Annotated in this window: 15 protein-coding genes; 11 read left to right on the forward strand and 4 right to left on the reverse strand. The window is 72.9% G+C overall.

Translation table 11 applies throughout. The annotated features are described in order from the left end of the window. Positions 1 to 243 precede the first annotated feature (243 nt). Genes K4G22_RS19860 through mnhG form a run of 6 tightly spaced genes read left to right on the forward strand, consistent with a single transcriptional unit; the run spans position 244 to position 6,268 of the window. Positions 244 to 3,105 (forward strand): Na+/H+ antiporter subunit A, encoded by a 2,862-nt coding sequence (locus tag K4G22_RS19860; protein WP_228081632.1) that lies wholly within the window; start codon positions 244 to 246, stop codon positions 3,103 to 3,105. Further along, entirely contained in the window at positions 3,102 to 3,533 is a 432-nt protein-coding gene (locus tag K4G22_RS19865) for a Na(+)/H(+) antiporter subunit C (protein ID WP_228081633.1), read from the forward strand. Before K4G22_RS19860 ends, K4G22_RS19865 begins: the two co-directional genes overlap by 4 nt. Further along, on the forward strand, positions 3,530 to 5,029 hold the full coding sequence (locus K4G22_RS19870; protein ID WP_228081634.1) for a Na+/H+ antiporter subunit D: 1,500 nt from the start codon (positions 3,530 to 3,532) through the stop codon (positions 5,027 to 5,029). The genes K4G22_RS19865 and K4G22_RS19870 overlap by 4 nt, the downstream gene beginning before the upstream one ends. Beyond that, complete coding sequence (locus K4G22_RS19875) at positions 5,026 to 5,586, forward strand: Na+/H+ antiporter subunit E (protein WP_228081635.1); 561 nt, start codon at positions 5,026 to 5,028, stop codon at positions 5,584 to 5,586. The genes K4G22_RS19870 and K4G22_RS19875 overlap by 4 nt, the downstream gene beginning before the upstream one ends. Next, complete coding sequence (locus tag K4G22_RS19880; protein WP_228081636.1) at positions 5,583 to 5,849, forward strand: MrpF/PhaF family protein; 267 nt, start codon at positions 5,583 to 5,585, stop codon at positions 5,847 to 5,849. The genes K4G22_RS19875 and K4G22_RS19880 overlap by 4 nt, the downstream gene beginning before the upstream one ends. Beyond that, positions 5,846 to 6,268 (forward strand): monovalent cation/H(+) antiporter subunit G, encoded by a 423-nt coding sequence (gene mnhG, locus K4G22_RS19885; RefSeq protein WP_228081637.1) that lies wholly within the window; start codon positions 5,846 to 5,848, stop codon positions 6,266 to 6,268. Before K4G22_RS19880 ends, mnhG begins: the two co-directional genes overlap by 4 nt. 13 nt (positions 6,269 to 6,281) lie before the next feature. On the opposite strand, the gene K4G22_RS19890 is transcribed toward mnhG, so the two are convergent. Next, the gene (locus K4G22_RS19890; protein ID WP_228081638.1) at positions 6,282 to 6,488 is read right to left on the reverse strand and encodes a hypothetical protein; all 207 of its coding nucleotides are present in this window, start codon (positions 6,486 to 6,488) and stop codon (positions 6,282 to 6,284) included. A 217-nt stretch (positions 6,489 to 6,705) separates the two neighbouring features. Between K4G22_RS19890 and K4G22_RS19895 the strand changes: the two genes are divergently transcribed. Next, complete coding sequence (locus tag K4G22_RS19895; protein ID WP_228081639.1) at positions 6,706 to 7,557, forward strand: SAM-dependent methyltransferase; 852 nt, start codon at positions 6,706 to 6,708, stop codon at positions 7,555 to 7,557. A gap of 697 nt (positions 7,558 to 8,254) precedes the next feature. On the opposite strand, the gene K4G22_RS19900 is transcribed toward K4G22_RS19895, so the two are convergent. Next, complete coding sequence (locus K4G22_RS19900; protein ID WP_228084162.1) at positions 8,255 to 9,235, reverse strand: NADPH:quinone reductase; 981 nt, start codon at positions 9,233 to 9,235, stop codon at positions 8,255 to 8,257. 120 nt (positions 9,236 to 9,355) lie between these two features. Between K4G22_RS19900 and fdh the strand changes: the two genes are divergently transcribed. The 4 genes from fdh (at position 9,356) to K4G22_RS19920 (ending at position 15,802) form a co-directional block, all read left to right on the forward strand. Next, on the forward strand, positions 9,356 to 12,598 hold the full coding sequence (gene fdh, locus K4G22_RS19905) for a formate dehydrogenase (protein WP_228081640.1): 3,243 nt from the start codon (positions 9,356 to 9,358) through the stop codon (positions 12,596 to 12,598). Positions 12,599 to 12,604: 6 nt separating this feature from the next. After that, on the forward strand, positions 12,605 to 13,534 hold the full coding sequence (locus K4G22_RS19910; RefSeq protein WP_228081641.1) for a 4Fe-4S dicluster domain-containing protein: 930 nt from the start codon (positions 12,605 to 12,607) through the stop codon (positions 13,532 to 13,534). Continuing rightward, on the forward strand, positions 13,531 to 14,586 hold the full coding sequence (gene nrfD / locus K4G22_RS19915) for an NrfD/PsrC family molybdoenzyme membrane anchor subunit (RefSeq protein ID WP_228081642.1): 1,056 nt from the start codon (positions 13,531 to 13,533) through the stop codon (positions 14,584 to 14,586). Before K4G22_RS19910 ends, nrfD begins: the two co-directional genes overlap by 4 nt. Positions 14,587 to 14,728: 142 nt before the next feature. Continuing rightward, positions 14,729 to 15,802, forward strand: coding sequence for an SDR family NAD(P)-dependent oxidoreductase (locus K4G22_RS19920; protein ID WP_228081643.1), 1,074 nt, complete (start codon positions 14,729 to 14,731; stop codon positions 15,800 to 15,802). Between the two features lie 30 nt (positions 15,803 to 15,832). Here K4G22_RS19920 and K4G22_RS19925 read toward each other — a convergent pair whose 3' ends face one another. After that, entirely contained in the window at positions 15,833 to 16,240 is a 408-nt protein-coding gene (locus K4G22_RS19925) for a hypothetical protein (RefSeq protein ID WP_342399147.1), read from the reverse strand. Positions 16,241 to 16,363: 123 nt separating this feature from the next. Next, complete coding sequence (locus K4G22_RS19930; protein ID WP_228081644.1) at positions 16,364 to 18,076, reverse strand: glycoside hydrolase family 55 protein; 1,713 nt, start codon at positions 18,074 to 18,076, stop codon at positions 16,364 to 16,366. Between the last annotated feature and the right edge of the window lie 324 nt (positions 18,077 to 18,400).

Consider the following 18,400-nt stretch of genomic DNA (forward strand, 5'->3'; position numbering starts at 1 on the left):
CCCCACCTGTCGCGGGACAAACAGGACACCCCCGTTTGACGGGAGAGACGGGCGGTCACCCAGGTGCCGGAGGGACACGCGCGGGCCGCGACACGCGACCGGGCGGCGCTGCACCCGGTTGCGCCGCTCGGCCCGCCATGATCGAAACCGTGCCATACCGCCATCAGTCGTCGCGGCGGTGTCTCGGCATGACCGGTCTCGATCATGGCGGCCAAGGGAACGACGCCGGACAGGAGGGCTTGGGTGCTGGCACTTTTCGCCCTGCACATGCTGCTGGCGATGGCGCTCCCCTACCTCGCCGCCCGGCTCCCGCGCGGCGCCTGGTACCTGGCGGCGCTGGTGCCGCTGGCGGCCGTCGCCTGGGCGGCCTGGCACACCCCGAGCGTGCTCGACGGAGAGACCCCCGAGGAGACCCTGTCCTGGGCCACTGGGCTGAATCTCGTCGTGGACCTGCGGCTCGACCCGCTCTCCCTGCTGATGGTCTTCGTGGTCAGCGGCGTGGGCGCCCTGGTGTTGATCTACTGCGCCCGCTACCTCCCCGGCGCGGGGCGCGAGGCGGGCCTGCTGCTGACCTTCGCCGGCGTGATGTTCGGCCTGGTGACGGCGGATCACCTGATCGCGCTCTATGTCTTCTGGGAACTCACCTCGGTCATCTCCTTCCTGCTGATCGGCGGCCGGGGAGAGGGCGCGGCGCATCGAAGGGCCGCCGAGCAGGCCCTGCTGACCACGGCGGCCGGCGGGCTCGCCATGCTCTTCGGCTTCATCCTGCTGGGCGCCGAGGCCGGCACCTACCGCGTCTCCGAACTGGTCGCCGAGCCACCGCGCGGCGGCCTGGTCTGGCTGGCGGTGCTGCTGATCCTGATCGGCGCGTTCGCCAAGTCGGCGCAGATCCCGTTCTCCGCCTGGCTGCCGGCCGCGATGGTGGCGCCGACGCCGGTCTCCGCGTATCTGCACGCGGCGGCCATGGTCAAGGCCGGCGTCTATCTGGTGGCGCGGCTCGCCCCGGCCCTGGAGGGGGCGGCGCCCTGGCGCCCGCTGGTGCTGTCCGTCGGGCTGACCACGATGGTGGTCGCGGCCTGGCGGGCGCTGCGCCAGATCGACCTCAAGCTGTTGATCGCCTATGGCACGGTCAGCGAACTCGGCATGCTGATCGCCCTGTTGGGCGCCGGCACCCGCACCTCGGCGCTGGCGGGCGAGGAGATGCTGCTGGCGCACGCCGCGTTCAAGTCCGCGCTGTTCCTCTCCGTCGGGGTGATCGAGAAGAGCACCGGCACCCGGGACCTCACCCGGCTCTCCGGGCTCGGCCGGAGGATGCCGCTGCTCGCCGTGGCCGCCACCGTCTCCGCCGCCTCCATGGCCGGGCTGCCGCCGCTGATCGGCTACCTCGGCAAGGAGGCCGCCTACGACGGCTTCTGGCACGCGCCGTTCGCCGGCGGCGGCTTCGCCGTCGCGGGGCTCGCCATCGGCTCCCTGCTGACCGTCGCCTACTCGGCCCGCTTCCTCTGGGGGGCCTTCGCCCGCAAGCCCGAAGTGCCCGAGGCGAAGCCGGAACACGCCCCGTTCGGTCTGGTCGGGCCGATCTGCCTGCTGTCGGCCGCCGCTCCGGTGCTGGGCATCTGGTACGTGGGGCTGGCCGAGCTGGTGGAGCCCTACGCGGGGACATCCGGGCTGCTGGCCGACCAAGGACCCGCCTACGCGATCAAGCTCTGGCACGGCGTGACCGCCCCGCTGCTGGTCTCCGCCAGCATGATCGTGCTCGGCCTGGTGCTGCACCAGGCCAGGCGCCCGGTGGAGCGGGTGCGCGCCAGGATCCCCCGGCTGCCGGACAGCCAGCGCGGCTACGACCGCACCGTCTGGGGCGTGGACCACCTGGCGATGTGGCTCACCCGTCACACCCAGGTCGGCTCGCTCCCCTTCTATCTGACGGCGCTGCTGCTGACGGTGATCCTGATCCCCGGCGGCACGCTGCTGCTGCACCGTCCCGCCTGGCCGCATGTGGTCGGCTGGCACTCGGCGGCCCAGATCCCGCTCTCCCTCGTGGTGTTGACGGCGCTCGGCGCCCTCGTCGTCGCCCGGCACCGGCTGACCGCCGTGCTGCTGGTCGGCGCCGTGGGCTACGCGGTCGCCGGCCTCTTCCTGGTGCAGGGCGCGCCCGACCTGGCGCTCACCCAGTTCCTGGTGGAGACGCTCACGGTGATCGTCGTCGTCCTGGTGCTGCGCCGGCTGCCGTCCAACTTCACCCCCGAACGGCCGTCCCCGAAGGGCCTGTTCTTCCGCGCGGCCGTCGCCGTGACCGCGGGGCTCTGCGTCGCCTACTTCGCCGTCTCGGCGACCGCCGTGCGCCAGTCCCTCGAACTCTCCGACACCATCCTGGAACGCGCCCCCGAGACCGGCGCCGACAACGCGGTCAACGCGCTGCTGGTGGACTTCCGCGCGCTCGACACGCTGGGCGAGATCAGCGTGCTGCTGGTGACGGCGATCGGCGCGGGCGCGCTGCTCGGCTACCGCTCCTCGCGCCGCCAGTGGCCCACGGGGCCGGCCGAGGGCAGCCCGGCGGCCCGCGCGTTCCGGAGCGTCCACTGGGACGTGCCGCGCGAGCCCTGGCTGCCCGAGGCGCACGAACTCCCCAGCCGGGACCGTTCGCTGCTGCTCGAAGTGGTGGTGCGGGCGCTCTTCCCCGCCGTGCTGGTGCTCTCCGTCTACCTCCTCTTCGCCGGCCACTACCGGCCGGGCGGCGGCTTCGCCGGCGGGCTGGTCGCCGGGCAGGCGTTCACCCTGCGCTATCTGGTGGGGCGCCGCGCCGAGGCCGCGTTCCCGCTGCCCATCACCCCGCGCTCGGTGGCCGGCGGCGGCCTCACGCTGGCCGCGATCGTCGCCCTGGCGCCGCTGCTCTTCGGTGAACCGCCGCTCTACAGCGCCGAACTCAACTTCGGCCTACCGCTGTTGGGCGACGTCAAGCTCGCCACCAACATCTTCTTCGACCTCGGGGTCTACCTGCTGGTGCTCGGCGTCTGCCTCAAGCTGCTGTTCGCGCTCGCCCAGGCCAGGGACGCCGGGGACACCCTCGCCCCATACCACGACCGAACCAGGAGGGTTGCCCGATGACCACCCTTGACCTGGTGATGGCGCTGGTGGTCGCCGGCCTCTTCGCCGCCGGCTTCTATCTGTTGCTGGACCGTTCCCTGATGCGCGTCCTGCTGGGCGTGATCGTCCTGGGCCACGCCGCCAACCTGCTGCTGTTGCTGACCGGCGGCCCACCCGGCGTGCCCCCGGTGCTCGGCGCCACCGAGGGCGGCGAACGCTACGCCGACCCGCTGCCGCAGGCCATGGCGCTGACCGCGATCGTGATCACCTTCGGCATCACCACGCTGCTGCTGGCGCTGGTCCACCGCGCCTGGCAGCTGGACGGCCACGACGAGGTGCGGGACGACGTGGAGGACCGCAGGATCGGCACCATCCAGGACCGGGCGGAGAGCGGCCCGCCGCTGCCGACCGACCGGGATCAGGAGCCCGGCGGGAGGCAGGAACGATGACCGCCTGGCTGCTGGTCGCCCCCATGCTGCTGCCGGTCCTCGCCGCCGGCGTCTCCTTCACCCTCTCCGGCAGCCGGGTGGCCCAACAGGTGCTGGGCGTCACGGTGTTGACCCTGGTGCTGGTGGACTCCGTGGTGCTCCTGGTGCTGGCCGAACGGGAGGGGCCACGCGCCGCCACCATGGGCGGCTGGCCGGCTCCGCTGGGCATCACCCTGCTCGCCGACCGACTCTCCGCGCTGCTGCTGACGGTCTCCGTCGCGGTCGCCCTCGCCGTGCTGGTCTTCTCCATCGGCCAGGGCTTCGCCGACTCGGGCCGCTCCTCGCCGGTGGCGTTCCACCCCGCCTATCTGCTGCTGACCGGCGGCATCGGCCTGGCCTACCTCGCGGGCGACCTGTTCAACCTCTTCGTCGCCTTCGAGATGATGCTCACCTCTTCCTATGTGCTGATCACCCTGGGCGCGGGCGCCGACCGCATCCGCGCCGGGATGACGTACACCATCACCAGCCTCGCCTCCTCGCTGCTCTTCCTCACCTCCATCGCGCTCTGCTACGCCGCCGTCGGCACCGTCAACCTCGCCGACCTCAGCCAGCGGATGGACAGCGTGCCCGGCGGCATGGTCGCCGCGCTCAGCGTGCTGCTGCTCCTGGTCTTCGGCATCAAGGCCGCCGTGGTGCCCCTGCACTTCTGGCTCCCCGACAGCTATCCGACGGCGCCAGCGCCGATCACCGCGGTCTTCGCCGCGCTGCTGACCAAGGTCGGCGTCTACGCGATGGTCCGCACCCAGACGCTGCTCTTCCCCCGCGACGAGACGTGGACGCTGCTGGCCGTCGCCGCCATCGTCACGCTGCTCGTCGGCGTGTTGGGCGCGGTCGCCCAGGACGACATCAACCGTCTGCTCTCCTTCGTCCTGGTCAGCCACATCGGGTTCATGCTCTTCGGCCTGGCGCTCTTCGACGTGCAGGGGCTCACCGGCACCGTCCTCTACACCGTGCACCACATCGCCGTGCAGGCCGGGCTCTTCCTGGTCGCCGGCATCGTGGTGCGGCTGGCCGGCACCGCCTCGCTCACCCGGCTGGCCCGCGCGGCGCCACCGCCGCCCGTGGTCGCCGGACTCTTCCTGGTGCCCGCGCTCAGCCTCGCCGGCGTCCCGCCCACCTCGGGCTTCGTCGCCAAGTTCGTCCTGCTCCAGGCCGGCGGCGAACACGGCGGTGCCGTTCCGGTGCTGGTCGCCGCGGCGCTGGTCACCAGCCTGTTGACGCTCTACGCCATGGCCAGGCTGTGGCGCGCGGTGTTCTCGGCCGGCCCGGAACGGCCGCCGCCCAGCCGCTACCCGGGCAACGTCCTGATCCTCGGCGCCGCCGCCGGCATCGTGCTGACCGGGGTCGGCATCGCCGTCGGCGCCGGCGAGATCGGCCGGATCAGCGAGCGCGCCGCCCACGACCTGCTGGAACGGGACGGCTACCGCGAGGCCGTGCTCGGAGAGGAGGCCGAGTGAACGCCGGACGCCGGACCCGTGCGCTGGCCCGACGCGGCCCCGTGCTGCTGTGGCTCTGGGCGCTGTGGCTGCTGCTGTGGGGCGGGGTGCGCCCGATCCCCCTGGTCGGCGGGCTGTTGGTGGCCATCGGGGTGCTGGCGCTCTTCGGCCTGCCCGAGGTGAACCGGCCCGCGCTGCGCCGCCCGCTGCGGGTGCTGGGCCTGCTCGGCCATCTGCTGGTCGAGTTGGTCACCTCGTCCGTCGTGGTCGCCTGGCAGGCCGTCGCCAAGGGCCCGCACGTCTCCACCGGCGTCGTCGAGGTGCCGCTGCGCACCGACAGCGAACTGCTGATCGCGTCAACGGCGTTGCTCAGCCTGACCGTGCCGGGCTCGCTGGTGCTGGAGATCGACAGGGAGCGGCGCCTGCTCTACATCCACGCGCTGCCGCTGCGCTCACCGCAGGACGCGGAGCGCCGCCGCGAGGAGGTCGTCGAGGTGGAGCGCCGACTGCGCCGCGCCTTCGGCACCGAGGAGCCGGACGAGCGCGACCGGGCCCAGGAGAGGGGTGACGCACGGTGATCACGGTTGCCAATATCGCGTTGGTGCTGGTCAGCCTGGCCGCCGTGCTGGTGGTGGTGCGGCTGGCGCTCGGCCCCGCGGCCCTGGACCGGGTGGTCGCGCTGGACGCCCTGGTCACGCTGATCGTGGTCGGCGCGGTGCTCGGCACCCTGGCCAGGTCCGACACCACCACCGGCTATGTGCTGGTGGTGCTGGCCCTGTTGGGCTTCGTCGGCTCCATCGCCGCCGCCCGACTCATCGAGCGCCGGGAGGACATGCGGTGAACCACCTCATGAATGTGGTCAACGATGTGGTGTCGTCGGCCCTGCTGCTGGTCGGCGCCGCGTTCTGCCTGATCAGCGGAATCGGCCTGGTCCGCTTCCCCGACACGGTGTCCAGGTTGCACGCCGCGTCCAAGGCCCAGACGCTGGGACTGCTCTTCGTGGTGCTGGGCGTCGTGCTCCAGATGCCGCTGGGCAAGGCCCCGGCGCTGCTGCTCGTCGCCGCGTTCTCGCTGCTCACGGCGCCGGTGACCGGGCATATCGTCGCCCGTATCGCCTACCGGACGGACGCCGTCGAACGCCGCCAGATCGTGCTGGACGAACTGGCGGCGCGGTTGATCAGTGAGAAGCGGCTCCGATCCGACGACCGGGACCGGGAAAGGGGCCGGGGCCGGGACCGGGAGCCGCCGGGCGGTGACTGAGCGGCCGACCACCTCAGAGGCGGGCCGCGACAAACTGCTCGAAGCCCTGCACACAGGGTCCGCAGTGGCTCTCGTGCACCACGCTCTCGCACAGCTCGGGCCGCTGGCCCCCGTCCGGACGCGCCATATGCTTGCCACACAGAGCGACGAGACTGGCCTTGGGGGTGACATGCCAGTTCCGGTGACCCTGCGCGTTCACTTCGGCTCGCATCTCATGCATCGCGGGAGCATCCTCTCGGCGTTCGTTCGGGTGGTTTCGCTCCAGGTGGCAGCGTCCCTTAAACCGTGACATAGCCGACCGATGATCGCCTGTTGGGGCGTATGCCCTCAAAAGGCCCGGGTGGCTCCGGTTCGGCCCCCGGCCCGACGGTAGGGCGACCCGGGTGCTTCGATGGGCGGACGCGAGGGTCGCGTCACCGATTCCAGGGAGTCCTCAGATGGCGGAACAGCCGGAGCAGTCCGAGCAGTTGGCGCACGGAACGCCTGCCGACGGCGCGTCGGGGTCCGATATCGACAACTCGGTGCCGCATTCCGCCCGGATCTGGAACTACTGGCTCGGCGGCAAGGACAACTACGCCGCCGACCGGGCCATGGGCGAGCAGATCATGCGCTACTTCCCCGAGATCGCCGAGAACGCCAGGGGCAACCGCTACTTTCTCTGCCGCGCGGTGCGTTTCCTGGTCGAGGAGGCCGGCATCCGCCAGTTCCTCGACATCGGCACCGGGCTCCCGACCGTCGACAACACGCACGAACTGGCCCAGCGGATGGCCCCCGAGGCGCGCGTCGTCTATGTCGACAACGACCCGCTGGTGCTCGCCCACGCCCGGGCGCTTCTCACCAGCACCCCCGAGGGCGCCACCGACTATCTCGACGCCGATGTGCGCGACCCCGAGAACATCCTCCAACAGGCCGCCGCCACGCTGGACTTCGAGCGGCCGGTCGCGCTGATGCTGCTGGGCGTGCTGCAGTTCGTCGAGGACACGGACGAGACCAGGGCCATCGTCGAACACCTGCTCGCGGCGCTGCCGCCCGGCAGCTATGTGGCGCTCTCCCACCCGACCAACGCGGTGCGCGGCCCCCGGATGGACGAGGCCGTCAAACAGTGGAACGAGGGCGGCGGCTCGCCCCGGCTGACGCTGCGCACCACGGACGAGGTCGCGGCCTACCTGGACGGCCTTGAGCTCCTGGCCCCCGGCATGATCTCCACCTCCCTGTGGCGCCCCGAACTCTTCGCGGCCGACGAGACCCGCCCCATCGACGACTTCGGCGGCATCGCCCTCAAGCGGTAGCCTCCGGCGGTTCAGCCGCGCCCCCACCGACACCGGTACGCGCCCGTCGCCGGCCTCCCGCCTGCGGCGGGCGGTGGTGGCCCGTTGGCCACCGGGCCGGTGCGGTGTCTCCGCCTGTGGCGGGCTTGCGCGCCCGAGGGGCGTGAGACGGTGGCGTCGCCGCGCATGGCCGGACTCGGGCCGCCGAGCCGGCATCGAGCCACGGCACCCGACCGGCGCAGGCCGCGCCGGCGGTCGGAACCGTACGTTTCCCCGGCCGGCGGTCCTCGGCGTCAGGCTTGACCGGCCTCGTCCCGCCCCGCTGTCCCGGCGGCTTCCGGCTGGGCCCTGCCGGTCCAGCGTGCGGTGCTGGCCCGGCCAGTTCGACCGACCGGTGCGATCCACCGGCCCGCGCCCTTGTCCGGTCGGCCTGCCAGGGCCCCGGCGCTGCCGGCCCCGACAGGGCCCCGGGCCGGCGGTCGGAACCGTACGTTTCCCCGGCCGGCGGTCCTCGGCGTCAGGCTTGACCGGCCTCGTTCCGCCCCGCTGTCCCGGCGGCTTCCGGCTGGGCCCTGCCGGTCCAGCGTGCGGTGCTGGCCCGGCCAGTTCGACCGACCGGTGCGATCCACCGGCCCGCGCCCTCGTCCGGTCGGTCTGCCAGGGCCCCGGGCCGGCCGGCGGTTGGCCCCGTCCCCGGCAGGGAGGCGCCGTGGGTGGGCTATGTCGGGAGGATGGGGAGGATGACGCGGCGGCCACCGGTGCCGCCGGACTCGGCTCTGCGGTGTTCGTCCGTGATGGCGGAGAGGGGGCGGGTCTCCACCCGGCGGGACGCCAACGCGCCGTGGGACAGCAGGCGGTTGACCGCCGTGGCGGCGTCGGCCAGCTCGGGGACCGTCGCGTGGGAGATGACAAAGCCGCGCAACGAGAGATCCCGTTGGTAGAACGGCCCGACCGGCAGCGCCGGCCGGCGGTCGGGGCCGGCCAGCAGCACCATCCTGCCGCGTGGCGCCAGCCGCTCGACGGCCCAGGAAAGCTCCGTGTGGCCGGAGGCGTCCGCCAGCAGCTGGACCCCGTCGGGCACGCCGCGGGCGAGCCGGGCGGCCAGCTCCGGGTCGCGGTAGTCGATGACCTCGGCCGCGCCGAGGTCGCGGCAGTGGTCCGCGTTCTCGTCGCGGGCCAGGGCCAGCACCCGCGCGCCCGCCTCGGCGGCGAACGTGACGGCCGCGCCGCCGACGTTCCCCGCCGCGCCGGAGATCAGCACCGTTTCGCCGGCGCGCAGCCCCCCGTGGCGGAAGAGCGCCAGCCACGCCGTGGCACCCGGGTGCAGCACCGTGATGGCCGTGGTGGGGCTGGTCTCGGGGGGCAGCCGGTAGAGGCGGTCGGCCGGTACCACCGCGTACTGGGCCGCCGCGCCCTGCCGGCCACCGTGCCCCAGGCTGTTGGTCCAGACCGGCTCGCCGGGCGCGAAGCCGGTGCCGGGCGCCGCCTCGGCGACGGTGCCCACCGCGTCCCTGCCGAGGACCAGCGGCAGCGGCGCCGGCGTCGGGAACGCACCCGAACGCACCAGCGCGTCCACCGGGTTGACGGTGGTCAGGGCCACCCGGACGAGGACATCCGTCGGTCCGGGGACCGGTCTGGGCAGCAGGCCGAGACGGATCTCCTCCGGCGGGCCGAGCCGTTCCACAAAGGCCGCTTCCATGCCGTCGATGCTGCCACCAGGCGGCTCCGCCGACTCGCGGGACGAGGTCAACCAGGTGATGATCTGCTCATCTGTCAGATACAGGGGCATCCCCGGCGTGACTGAGCGGAAGGACCCGTCATGGGCGTGCGGACCTGGATTCAGGACTGGCCGGTCTACCGGCAGCTCGCCGGGCAGGATCCGCGCGGCTCGGCGGCCCGTTCCCGGGTGACCGAGGAGCTGCGTCCGCGCACCGCGAGCGCGGACCGGGTGGTGGACTCCGTCTGCCCCTACTGCGCGGTCGGCTGCGGCCAGCGGATCTATGTCGAGGACGAGCGGATCACCCAGATCGAGGGCGACCCCGCGTCGCCGGTCAGCCGTGGCCGGCTCTGCCCCAAGGGGGCGGCGACCCGGCAGCTGGTCACCGGCGAGAGCCGGCAGCACCAGGTGCTGTACCGCGCTCCGGGCGCCACCGACTGGCAGCCGCTGGACCTGGACACGGCCATGGACATGATCGCGGACCGGGTGATCGAGACCCGCCGCGCCACCTGGGCCTGGGAGCGGGACGGCCGGTATGTCGCGCATACCCTCGGCATCGCCAGCCTGGGCGGCGCCGTCCTCGACAACGAGGAGAACTACCTGCTCAAGAAGCTCTTCACCGGCCTTGGCATCGTCTCGGTGGAGAACCAGGCGAGGGTCTGCCACAGCTCGACCGTCGCCGGGCTCGGCACCTCCTTCGGCCGGGGCGGCGCGACCACGTTCATGCAGGATCTGCAGAACGCCGACTGCGTGGTGATCCAGGGCTCCAACTTCGCGGAATGCCACCCCGTCGGCTTCCAGTGGGTGATGGAGGCCAAGGCGCGCGGCGCCACCGTCATTCATGTGGACCCGCGGTTCACCCGCACCAGCGCCCTGGCCGATCTGCATGTGCCGCTGCGCGCCGGCAGCGACATCGCGTTCCTGGGCGGCCTGATCCGCCATGTGCTGGAGGAGGAGAAGGACTTCAGGGAGTACGTTCTCGCCTACACCAACGCGGCCACCCTGGTCGGCGAGGACTACCAGGACACCGAGGATCTCGACGGGTTGTTCTCCGGGCTCGACCCGGAGAAGGGCGTCTACGACCCCGCCAGCTGGGCCTACCTGGGCAGCCCCGTCCGCGCCCCGGCCGGCAGCCCCAACGCGCAGCCGAGCGAGGACCTGCTCCAGGAACACCGCGCCGGCGGCGCCGAGTCCCACGGCTCAGGCGGCCACGACGTGCCGACCGCGCCCGAACGCGACGAGACGCTGCGCGATCCGCGCTGCGTCTACCAGATCCTGCGAAGGCACTACGCCCGCTACACCCCCGAGCTGGTGGAACAGGTCTGCGGGGTGCCCCGGGAGGTCTTCGCCCAGGTCGCCGACGCGCTGACCGCCAACTCGGGCCCCGAACGCACCAGCGCGTTCTGCTACGCCGTGGGCTGGACCCAACACACCGTCGGCGCCCAGTACATCCGCGCGGCCAGCGTGCTCCAGCTGCTGCTGGGCAACATCGGCCGGCCGGGCGGCGGGATCCAGGCGTTGCGCGGCCACGCCAGCATCCAGGGGTCAAGCGATATCCCCACCCTGTTCAACCTGCTGCCCGGCTATCTCCCGATGCCGCACGCCATGGCCCACCCGGACCTGGACACGTTCGTCGAGTCGGTCCGCACCCACAAGGGGTTCTGGGCCGAGGCCCGCGCGTACATGGTCAGCCTGCTCAAGGCGTACTACGGCGAGGCGGCGACCGCCGAGAACGGCTTCTGCTTCGACCATCTGCCCCGGATCACGGGCTCGCACAGCACCTACGACACGGTGTTCGCGCAGCTCGACGGCGCCTGCAAGGGCTACTTCCTGCTGGGCGAGAACCCGGCCGTCGGGTCGGCCAACTCCCGCCTCCAGCGCCTCGGCATGGCCAACCTCGACTGGCTGGTGGTCCGCGACTTCAACCTGATCGAGTCGGCCACCTGGTGGCGCGACGGGCCCGAGGTCGAGAACGGCGAGCTGGTCCCCGAGGAGAACGCCACCGAGGTGTTCTTCCTGCCCGCCGCCGCCCACACCGAGAAGTCCGGCTCGTTCACCAACACCAACCGCTGGCTCCAGTGGCACCACGCCGCCGTGGAGCCGGCCGGCGACGCGCGCAGCGAGCTGTGGTTCGCCTACCACCTCGGCGAGCGCATCCGGACCAGACTGGCCGACTCGACGGACCCGGCCGACCGGCACGTCCTCGACCTGGCCTGGGACTATCCGCTCACCGGCCCGCACCGGGAGCCCGTCCCCGAGGCCGTGCTCGCCGAGATCAACGGACGCGGACCCGACGGCCGACCGCTCGCCGCCTACACCGAACTGCGCGACGACGGCAGCACCTCCTGCGGCTGCTGGATCTACTGCGGCGTCTACGCGGACGGCGTCAACCAGGCCGCGCGCCGCAAGCCGCACCACGAACAGGACTGGGTCGCCGCCGAATGGGCCTGGAGCTGGCCCGCCAACCGTCGCATCCTCTACAACCGCGCGTCCGCGGCGCCCGACGGCCGGCCGTGGAGCGAACGCAAGGCGTACGTCTGGTGGGACGAGGCCGCCGGCCAGTGGACGGGACACGACAACCCGGACTTCGTGCGGGACCTGCGCCCCGACCATGTGCCGGACGCGAACGCCGACGGCGTCGCGGCGCTGCGCGGCGACGACGCGTTCATCATGCAGGGCGACGGCAAGGGCTGGCTCTTCGCGCCCGCCGGGCTCACCGACGGCCCGCTGCCCAGCCACTACGAACCGCAGGACTCCCCGTTCGGCAACCCGCTCCACCCCGGACACCCGCGCAATCCGGTGCGGTTGACGTACCCGAGGCCGGGCAACGAGTACCACCCCTCGGGCGACCAACCGGGGGCGGCCGTCTTCCCGTTCGTGGTGACGACCTACCGGCTGACCGAACACTTCACCGCCGGCGGGATGACCCGCTGGTCGCCCTATCTCGCCGAACTGCAACCCGAGTTCTTCTGCGAGGTGTCACCCGAGCTGGCCGGCGAACGCGGCCTGGAACACGGCGGCTGGGCCACCGTGGTCACCCTGCGCGGCGCGGTCGAGGCGCGGGTCCTGGTGACCACGCGGCTGGCGCCGCTGCGCGCCGAGGGCCGCACCGTGCACCAGATCGGGCTGCCCTACCACTGGGGCCCCAACGGCTACGCCACCGGCGACGCGGCCAACGAACTGGTCGCCATCGTTCTCGACCCCAACGCCCATATCCAGGAGGACAAGGCGCTCTCCGCCGACATCCGCCCCGGACGCCGCCCGCGCGGGCCCGAACTCGGCACCCTGCTGGCCGACTACCGGCGCCGCGCCGGCGCCACCGAAACGACAGGCACGGAGGTCTGAACGTTGATGCCCGAGCTCCCAGGAACGGAGCGGGTCGGCTTCTTCACCGACACCTCCGTCTGCATCGGTTGCAAGGCGTGCGAGGTGGCCTGCAAGGAGTGGAACCTCGTTCCCGAGGACGGCCTCGAACTCACCGGCATGAGCTACGACAACACCGGCTCGCTCGGCGCCTCCACCTGGCGCCATGTGGCCTTCATCGAGCAGAACAAGCCGCTCGGCGGCCAACAGGCGCACCGAACCCACGAAGCCCACGAGAATATGGACGTGTTGGCGCTGGCGGCCCAGGGTTCCGCCACCCCCGTCGCCGAGGCCGCCGTCACCCCCACCACTCCTGGCGCCCCCACCCCGGACGGGCGCACCGAACTGCGCTGGCTGATGGCGTCCGACGTCTGCAAGCACTGCACCCATGCCGCCTGTCTGGACGTCTGCCCCACCGGCGCGCTGTTCCGCACCGAGTTCGGCACCGTGGTCGTCCAACAGGACGTCTGCAACGGCTGCGGCTACTGCGTGCCGGCCTGCCCTTACGGGGTGATCGAGCAGCGCGAGGGCGACGGCCGCGCCTGGAAGTGCACCCTCTGCTACGACCGGCTCGGCGCCGGCCAGGAACCGGCCTGCGCCAAGGCGTGCCCAACGGACTCCATCCAGTTCGGGCCGCTCGACGAACTGCGCGAACGCGCCGCGCAGCGGGTGGCCCGACTCCAGGAGACCGGCGTCCCCGACGCCCGGCTCTACGGCGCCGACCCGGACGACGGCGTCGGCGGCGGGGGCGCGTTCTTCCTGCTCCTGGACGAACCCGAGGTCTACGGGCTGCCGCCGGACCCCCAGGTCACCACCCGTGACCTGCCCCGCATGTGGCGGCACGCGGGCCTCGCCGCCCTCATGCTGCTGGGCGGCGTGGCCGCCGTCTGCACCCGAACCCACAGGAGGTCGCGATGAGCGAGGCACGCGTCACCAGGCACGGTCTTGAGGGCGAACGCCCGGGCAGGGACGCGCTGTTCGGCAACGGAACGGACGGGCAGCTCGCGGGCGTCGGCGGCTCGGGCAAGCGTCGCGGGGGCGAGCGGCGGATGGTGCCGCAGGCCGAGTTCAGCTCCTACTACGGCCAGCCGGTGCTCAAGATCCCGGCGTGGCAGGCCAAGGACATCGCCGGCTATCTGTTCTTCGGCGGATTGGCGGGGGCCGGCTCCACGCTGGCCGCCGCGGCTCAGTTCACCGGGCATCCCGCCACCGCGCGGGCCCTGAAGTTCAGCTCGCTGGGCGCGATCTCCCTCTCCACGGTGGCTCTGGTCCATGATCTGGGCCGTCCGGAACGGTTCCTGAACATGCTGCGGGTGGCCAAGCCCACCTCCCCGATGAGCGTGGGCTCCTGGATCCTCGCCGCCTACGGCCCGGCCGCCGGGCTCGCGGCGGCCAGCGCCGCCACGGGGCTGCTGCCCCGCCTCGGCACGGCCGCCACCCTCGCCGCCGGCGGCATCGGCCCGACGGTGGCCGCCTACACCGGGGTGCTGCTCGCCAACACGGCGGTCCCCGCCTGGCACGAGGGCCATCGCGAACTCCCGCACCTCTTCGTCGCCTCGGCCGCCGTCGCCGCCGCCGGCATGGCCCTGCTGGTCGGCCCACGCGCCGAGAACACCCCGGCCCGCCGGCTCGCCCTCCTGGCCACCGGTGCCGAGCTGCTGGCCACGCGCTCCCTGGTCACCAGCGCTGGCATCGCCGGCGAGACCTACCAACAGGGGCGCCCCGGACGGCTGTTGACCACCGCCAAACGCCTCGCGCTGCTCGGCACCGCGGGCGCCGCGCTCCTCGCAGGCCGCAGCCGCCCGGCCGCCGCCCTCAGCGGCGCCGCGCTCCTCGCCGCCTCGGCCGCCACCCGCTTCGCCGTCTTCCACGCGGGCCTCGCCTCCGCCCGCGACCCCAAGTACACGGTGCTTCCGCAGCGGTTGCGCCTGCGCGCGGCGGGCGCGGACGCCCCGGGCGGCGCCGGGTAGTTCGTCCTCCTCCCGGGGGAGGAGGCGCGGCTCCTGCGCCGGGCCGGGGATCGGGGCCGCCGGAGGGAGGCGACGCGCGGGCCGCCACCGGCAGCCTGGTGTCCGACAGGGCGGCACCGGCCGCTCAGGAGGGGACCAGGCGATGACGCCCAGCGGGAAGAACGAAGACGGCACCGTGCCCGAGGGCGACACCGCCGCCGAGAAGCAGCGGGCCGACGGCGGCCCTCGGGACGCCGACGCCCCGGATCCGGCGGCCGGCGCCGAGCCCGAGGCCACGGCGCGCCGCCGGGGCCGCCGGCGGTTCCTGACCACCGCCGCCTCCGGCGCGGCCGTCGGCGCCGTCGGCCTGGCCGGCGCGGTCACCCTCCCGGCCTACCTCACCTCCCCGCCGACCTCCCCGGCGCCGCCGGCCGCCGGCTCGTCCCAACGGTTCGCCGGCAAGGTCGTGTTGATCACCGGCGCGACCTCCGGCATCGGCGAGGCCGCCGCCCGCGCCTTCGCCGCCGAGGGCGCGCTGGTCGCGTTCTGCGGGCGCCGCTCCCAGGAGGGCACCGCCGTCCAGGAGGACATCCGGGTCGACGGCGGCGAGGCCACCTACTTCCAGGCCGACGTCCGCGAACCCGAGCAGGTCGAAAGGTTCGTCACCGAGGCGGTCGACCTCTACGGCGGCCTTGACATCGCGGTCAACAACGCGGGCGTCACCGCCACCGCGCCCCTCCACGAACTCAGCCTGGACGACTGGGAGGACGTCTACCGCACCAACACCCGTGGGGTGTTCCTCTCCCTCAAGTACCAGATTCCGCACATGCTGGAGGCCGGCTCCGGCGTCGTCCTGGTCACCTCGTCCGACTCCACCCGCCCCGAGGGCACGGCCTACACGGCCAGCAAACGTGCCCTGACGGGCATGGTGGAAGCGGCGTCCATGGAGTACGGACACCGGGGCATCCGCATCAACGCCATCCTGCCCGGCACCACCAACACCGCCTTCGTCCGCCCCGCCGGCCTCCCCGACCCGGCATGGACGGCGTTCCGCAACGCCTGGGGGCCGCTCAACGTGCACGGTCTGCACCGGATGGCCGAACCGGACGAGATCGCCCGCGCGATGCTCTCCCTCGCCACCGCCGAGTTCGGCTACCTCGTCGGCTCCGCCGTCCGCGTCACCGGCACCCCGGCCCAAGGCGCCCCCATGCGCATGCCCCCGGGCTTCCCCGGCTGACCGGTCCCCTTGACATGGACGGTCGCCGGGTCAGCTCGGCTCGGCGGCCGGGGTGTTCGGTCGGACCACCGGCTGGGGGACGGCGGTCTCCTCCGCGACCGCCGTTGGTGTCGCCCGCCGGGTGAGGGTGAACTCGGGGAGGAGGGTGGTCAGCGCGAGAACGGCCAGCGCGGCGCCAAGCCAGAGGGTGGCGCGCAGTCCCTGAGCCTCGATGACCAGTCCGCCCAGCAGGGAGCCGAGGATCACCCCGAGGGTGATGAACGAGGAGTGCGCGGTGTTGACCAAAGGGCCCGGATTGCCCACGCGTTGGACCCGGGTGATCATCGCGGGGTTCATGGTCACCCCGACCAGCCCCACGCCCAGCAGCAGGGCCACCGCGGGTACCGCGCGGTGCGCCAGCAGGGCGAATCCGGCCAGCAGGACAGCGTTGGCAAGCACGCCGACGACCTGCACGGAGAGCGTGTGCCGGTCGGCGAGCCGGCCGACCACCTGGTTGCCGAGGGGCGCGCGGCTCTGGGCTGCGCGCCCCTCCGTGCGGCCATGCGCCGCGCGCCCTGGGCGTCAGAGATCGCGTTGCGCCGCGTGGAGGTTGGCTGGGTCGGCGGCCGAGGGGTCGCCATAGGACTCCAGCCGGGTGTGGAGTTCCCCGACGAAGTCCGGCTGATCGATCTGGCCGAACTCCGTTACCTCGCTGATCGCCACCGTGGCGCTGTAAGGCGCTATCTCGTCGAGTTTGATCATGCCGGCGCGCCCGTTGGTCACCGTCACGTTCCAGTGGGTGAACCGCGCTCCGTAGAGCGGCCCCGCCGTGTCGTCGCCGCCGTGGGTGCCGTTGTTGTTGACGGTGATCTCGGTGCGGACGTTGGCGAACGGCATCCCCCGGTGGGAGTCGAACGTGCCCATCTCCATCCGGCCGCGCGACCAGACGTTGTAGCTGGAGAGCCCCTCGACGTTGATGCCGTGCAGCTGGGTGTCGGCCGGGGGCGGGGAGGTGCGGTCGAGGAGGGCGAAGTCCTCGACCAGGTTGTCGTGGGAGCCCTCCCGGCAGCAGTACGGGTGATGGCTGCCGCGTCCGGAGATCGTGGTGCCGCGCAGGGTGCAGCCCTTGGCCGAGACCAGCAGGAAGCCGTTGTCGGCGTGGGTGACCTCGACGTCGCGCACCCAGCAGTCCCACGCGCACTGGAGCGCGACGCCGTTGAAGCCGGTGTCCAACAGATGCTCGGAGAGCGGGAGTTCGGGGCAGACGAGGGTGAGCCCCTCGACCCCGGCTCCGACCAGCGGCGGGACCAGGGTGGTGAGTCGGGGGTCCCACTCCGGTCGGGCGTCCAGCGGCAGCGGCCGGTCCAGGGTGACCCGTCCGGCCCCGTGGTCGACGGCGGTCAGCCGGCAGGGCCACTCGTAGGGCACATAGCTGGTCAGCTTGGTGCGCGACGCCCAGTCGTAGGAGGCGGTGCCGGGCACCTCGCCCGCCATGTGGGTGAGCAGGGTGTGTTCGGCGTCGTCGGAGAGCCGCAGCAGCACCCGGTCCCCCTCGGCGAGACCGTCGGTGTCGGCCACTTCGATGGTCCAGTCCCCGAGCGAGGGCGAGCCGGTGATCTCCGTCAGGGACTCCCACTCGTCCCTCGCGTTGCCCGTCCAGCCCTCGAAGGGCCAGTTCTCGGCCCTGATGGCGTCCGTCAGGGAACGCCAACGTGCGGTGGGGCAGAGCCAGATGAGGCCCCCGGACCAGGACCAGCTGGACTTGTCGCCGCCGTAGCGGCTGCCATAGCGACCGATCAGATCGGTCAGGCTGCGGGTGGCCTCGATCACCGTCCGGCCGCTGCCCTCGCCGCGCAGCACCACGCCGTCGGCGCCGATGTGCAGGATGTCGTCGATCCGGTAGCGCCCGGCGGGCAGCAACACGGCGCCGCCGCCGGCGTCGGCCGCCGCGCCGATGGCGGCGTTGATGGCGGGTGCCGAGTCGGCGACGCCGTCCGGGTCCGCGCCGAAGTCCAGTGCGCTGGCGACGACTTCGGGCTCCGGGAGGTCGGTGGTGCCGCCGAAGGCACCGGCCCTGCCGACATAGGGGATCTGCGGGTGGGCGTAGGGTGCGGCGGCGTACTCGGCCCAGAGCTCCGCGGCGCTCGCCCCACGGGCCGAGCCCCTCGGCGCTGGGCCGGCGGCGTTCGCGAGCCGGGTCGTTCCCACCGCGGCGACGGCGACACCGATCGCGCCCCCCAGCAGCGACCGGCGTCCCACCGTCGGTCCGACACTTCCCGAACCGCTGGCATGCATGGCCAACCTCCAGATACATGAACACATTTCAGGTATATGACCTAGGGCTGTGGTGGAGGATGACATGGGCCGCACGAGCGCGGAAGACGTTCGACATCCCGGAACCCGACGCCCTCGCCGGCCGGCCCGGGCGACGGCCCCCGGCGGTGGCCGGGTGGCCGCGGTGGATCGGGACTGGGAAACGGTGTCGCCGACCGCGACGGAGCCGGGCGCCGTCGGCGGCCGGTCGGTGCGATGTCCGGTCGCTTCGACGGCTGGCCGTGCCCGACGCGCGGCGGCTGCTGGGCGGGAACGGCGTGGCGGGTGGTGGTCGCGGCCGGTGTG

This window comes from Streptomyces profundus (assembly GCF_020740535.1).
GTDB classification, from domain to species: domain Bacteria; phylum Actinomycetota; class Actinomycetes; order Streptomycetales; family Streptomycetaceae; genus Streptomyces; species Streptomyces profundus.

Excerpts from the sequence above, each read along its gene's own strand:
- K4G22_RS19900 (WP_228084162.1), bottom strand. The coding sequence starts at position 9,235 with ATGGAAGCGGCCTTTGTGGAACGGCTCGGCCCGCCGGAGGAGATCCGT.
- K4G22_RS19910 (WP_228081641.1), top strand. The coding sequence starts at position 12,605 with ATGCCCGAGCTCCCAGGAACGGAGCGGGTCGGCTTCTTCACCGACACC.
- K4G22_RS19865 (WP_228081633.1), top strand. The coding sequence starts at position 3,102 with ATGACCACCCTTGACCTGGTGATGGCGCTGGTGGTCGCCGGCCTCTTC.
- K4G22_RS19890 (WP_228081638.1), bottom strand. The coding sequence starts at position 6,488 with ATGCATGAGATGCGAGCCGAAGTGAACGCGCAGGGTCACCGGAACTGG.
- nrfD (WP_228081642.1), top strand. The coding sequence starts at position 13,531 with ATGAGCGAGGCACGCGTCACCAGGCACGGTCTTGAGGGCGAACGCCCG.
- K4G22_RS19920 (WP_228081643.1), top strand. The coding sequence starts at position 14,729 with ATGACGCCCAGCGGGAAGAACGAAGACGGCACCGTGCCCGAGGGCGAC.
- K4G22_RS19870 (WP_228081634.1), top strand. The coding sequence starts at position 3,530 with ATGACCGCCTGGCTGCTGGTCGCCCCCATGCTGCTGCCGGTCCTCGCC.
- K4G22_RS19895 (WP_228081639.1), top strand. The coding sequence starts at position 6,706 with ATGGCGGAACAGCCGGAGCAGTCCGAGCAGTTGGCGCACGGAACGCCT.
- fdh (WP_228081640.1), top strand. The coding sequence starts at position 9,356 with ATGGGCGTGCGGACCTGGATTCAGGACTGGCCGGTCTACCGGCAGCTC.
- K4G22_RS19930 (WP_228081644.1), bottom strand. The coding sequence starts at position 18,076 with ATGCATGCCAGCGGTTCGGGAAGTGTCGGACCGACGGTGGGACGCCGG.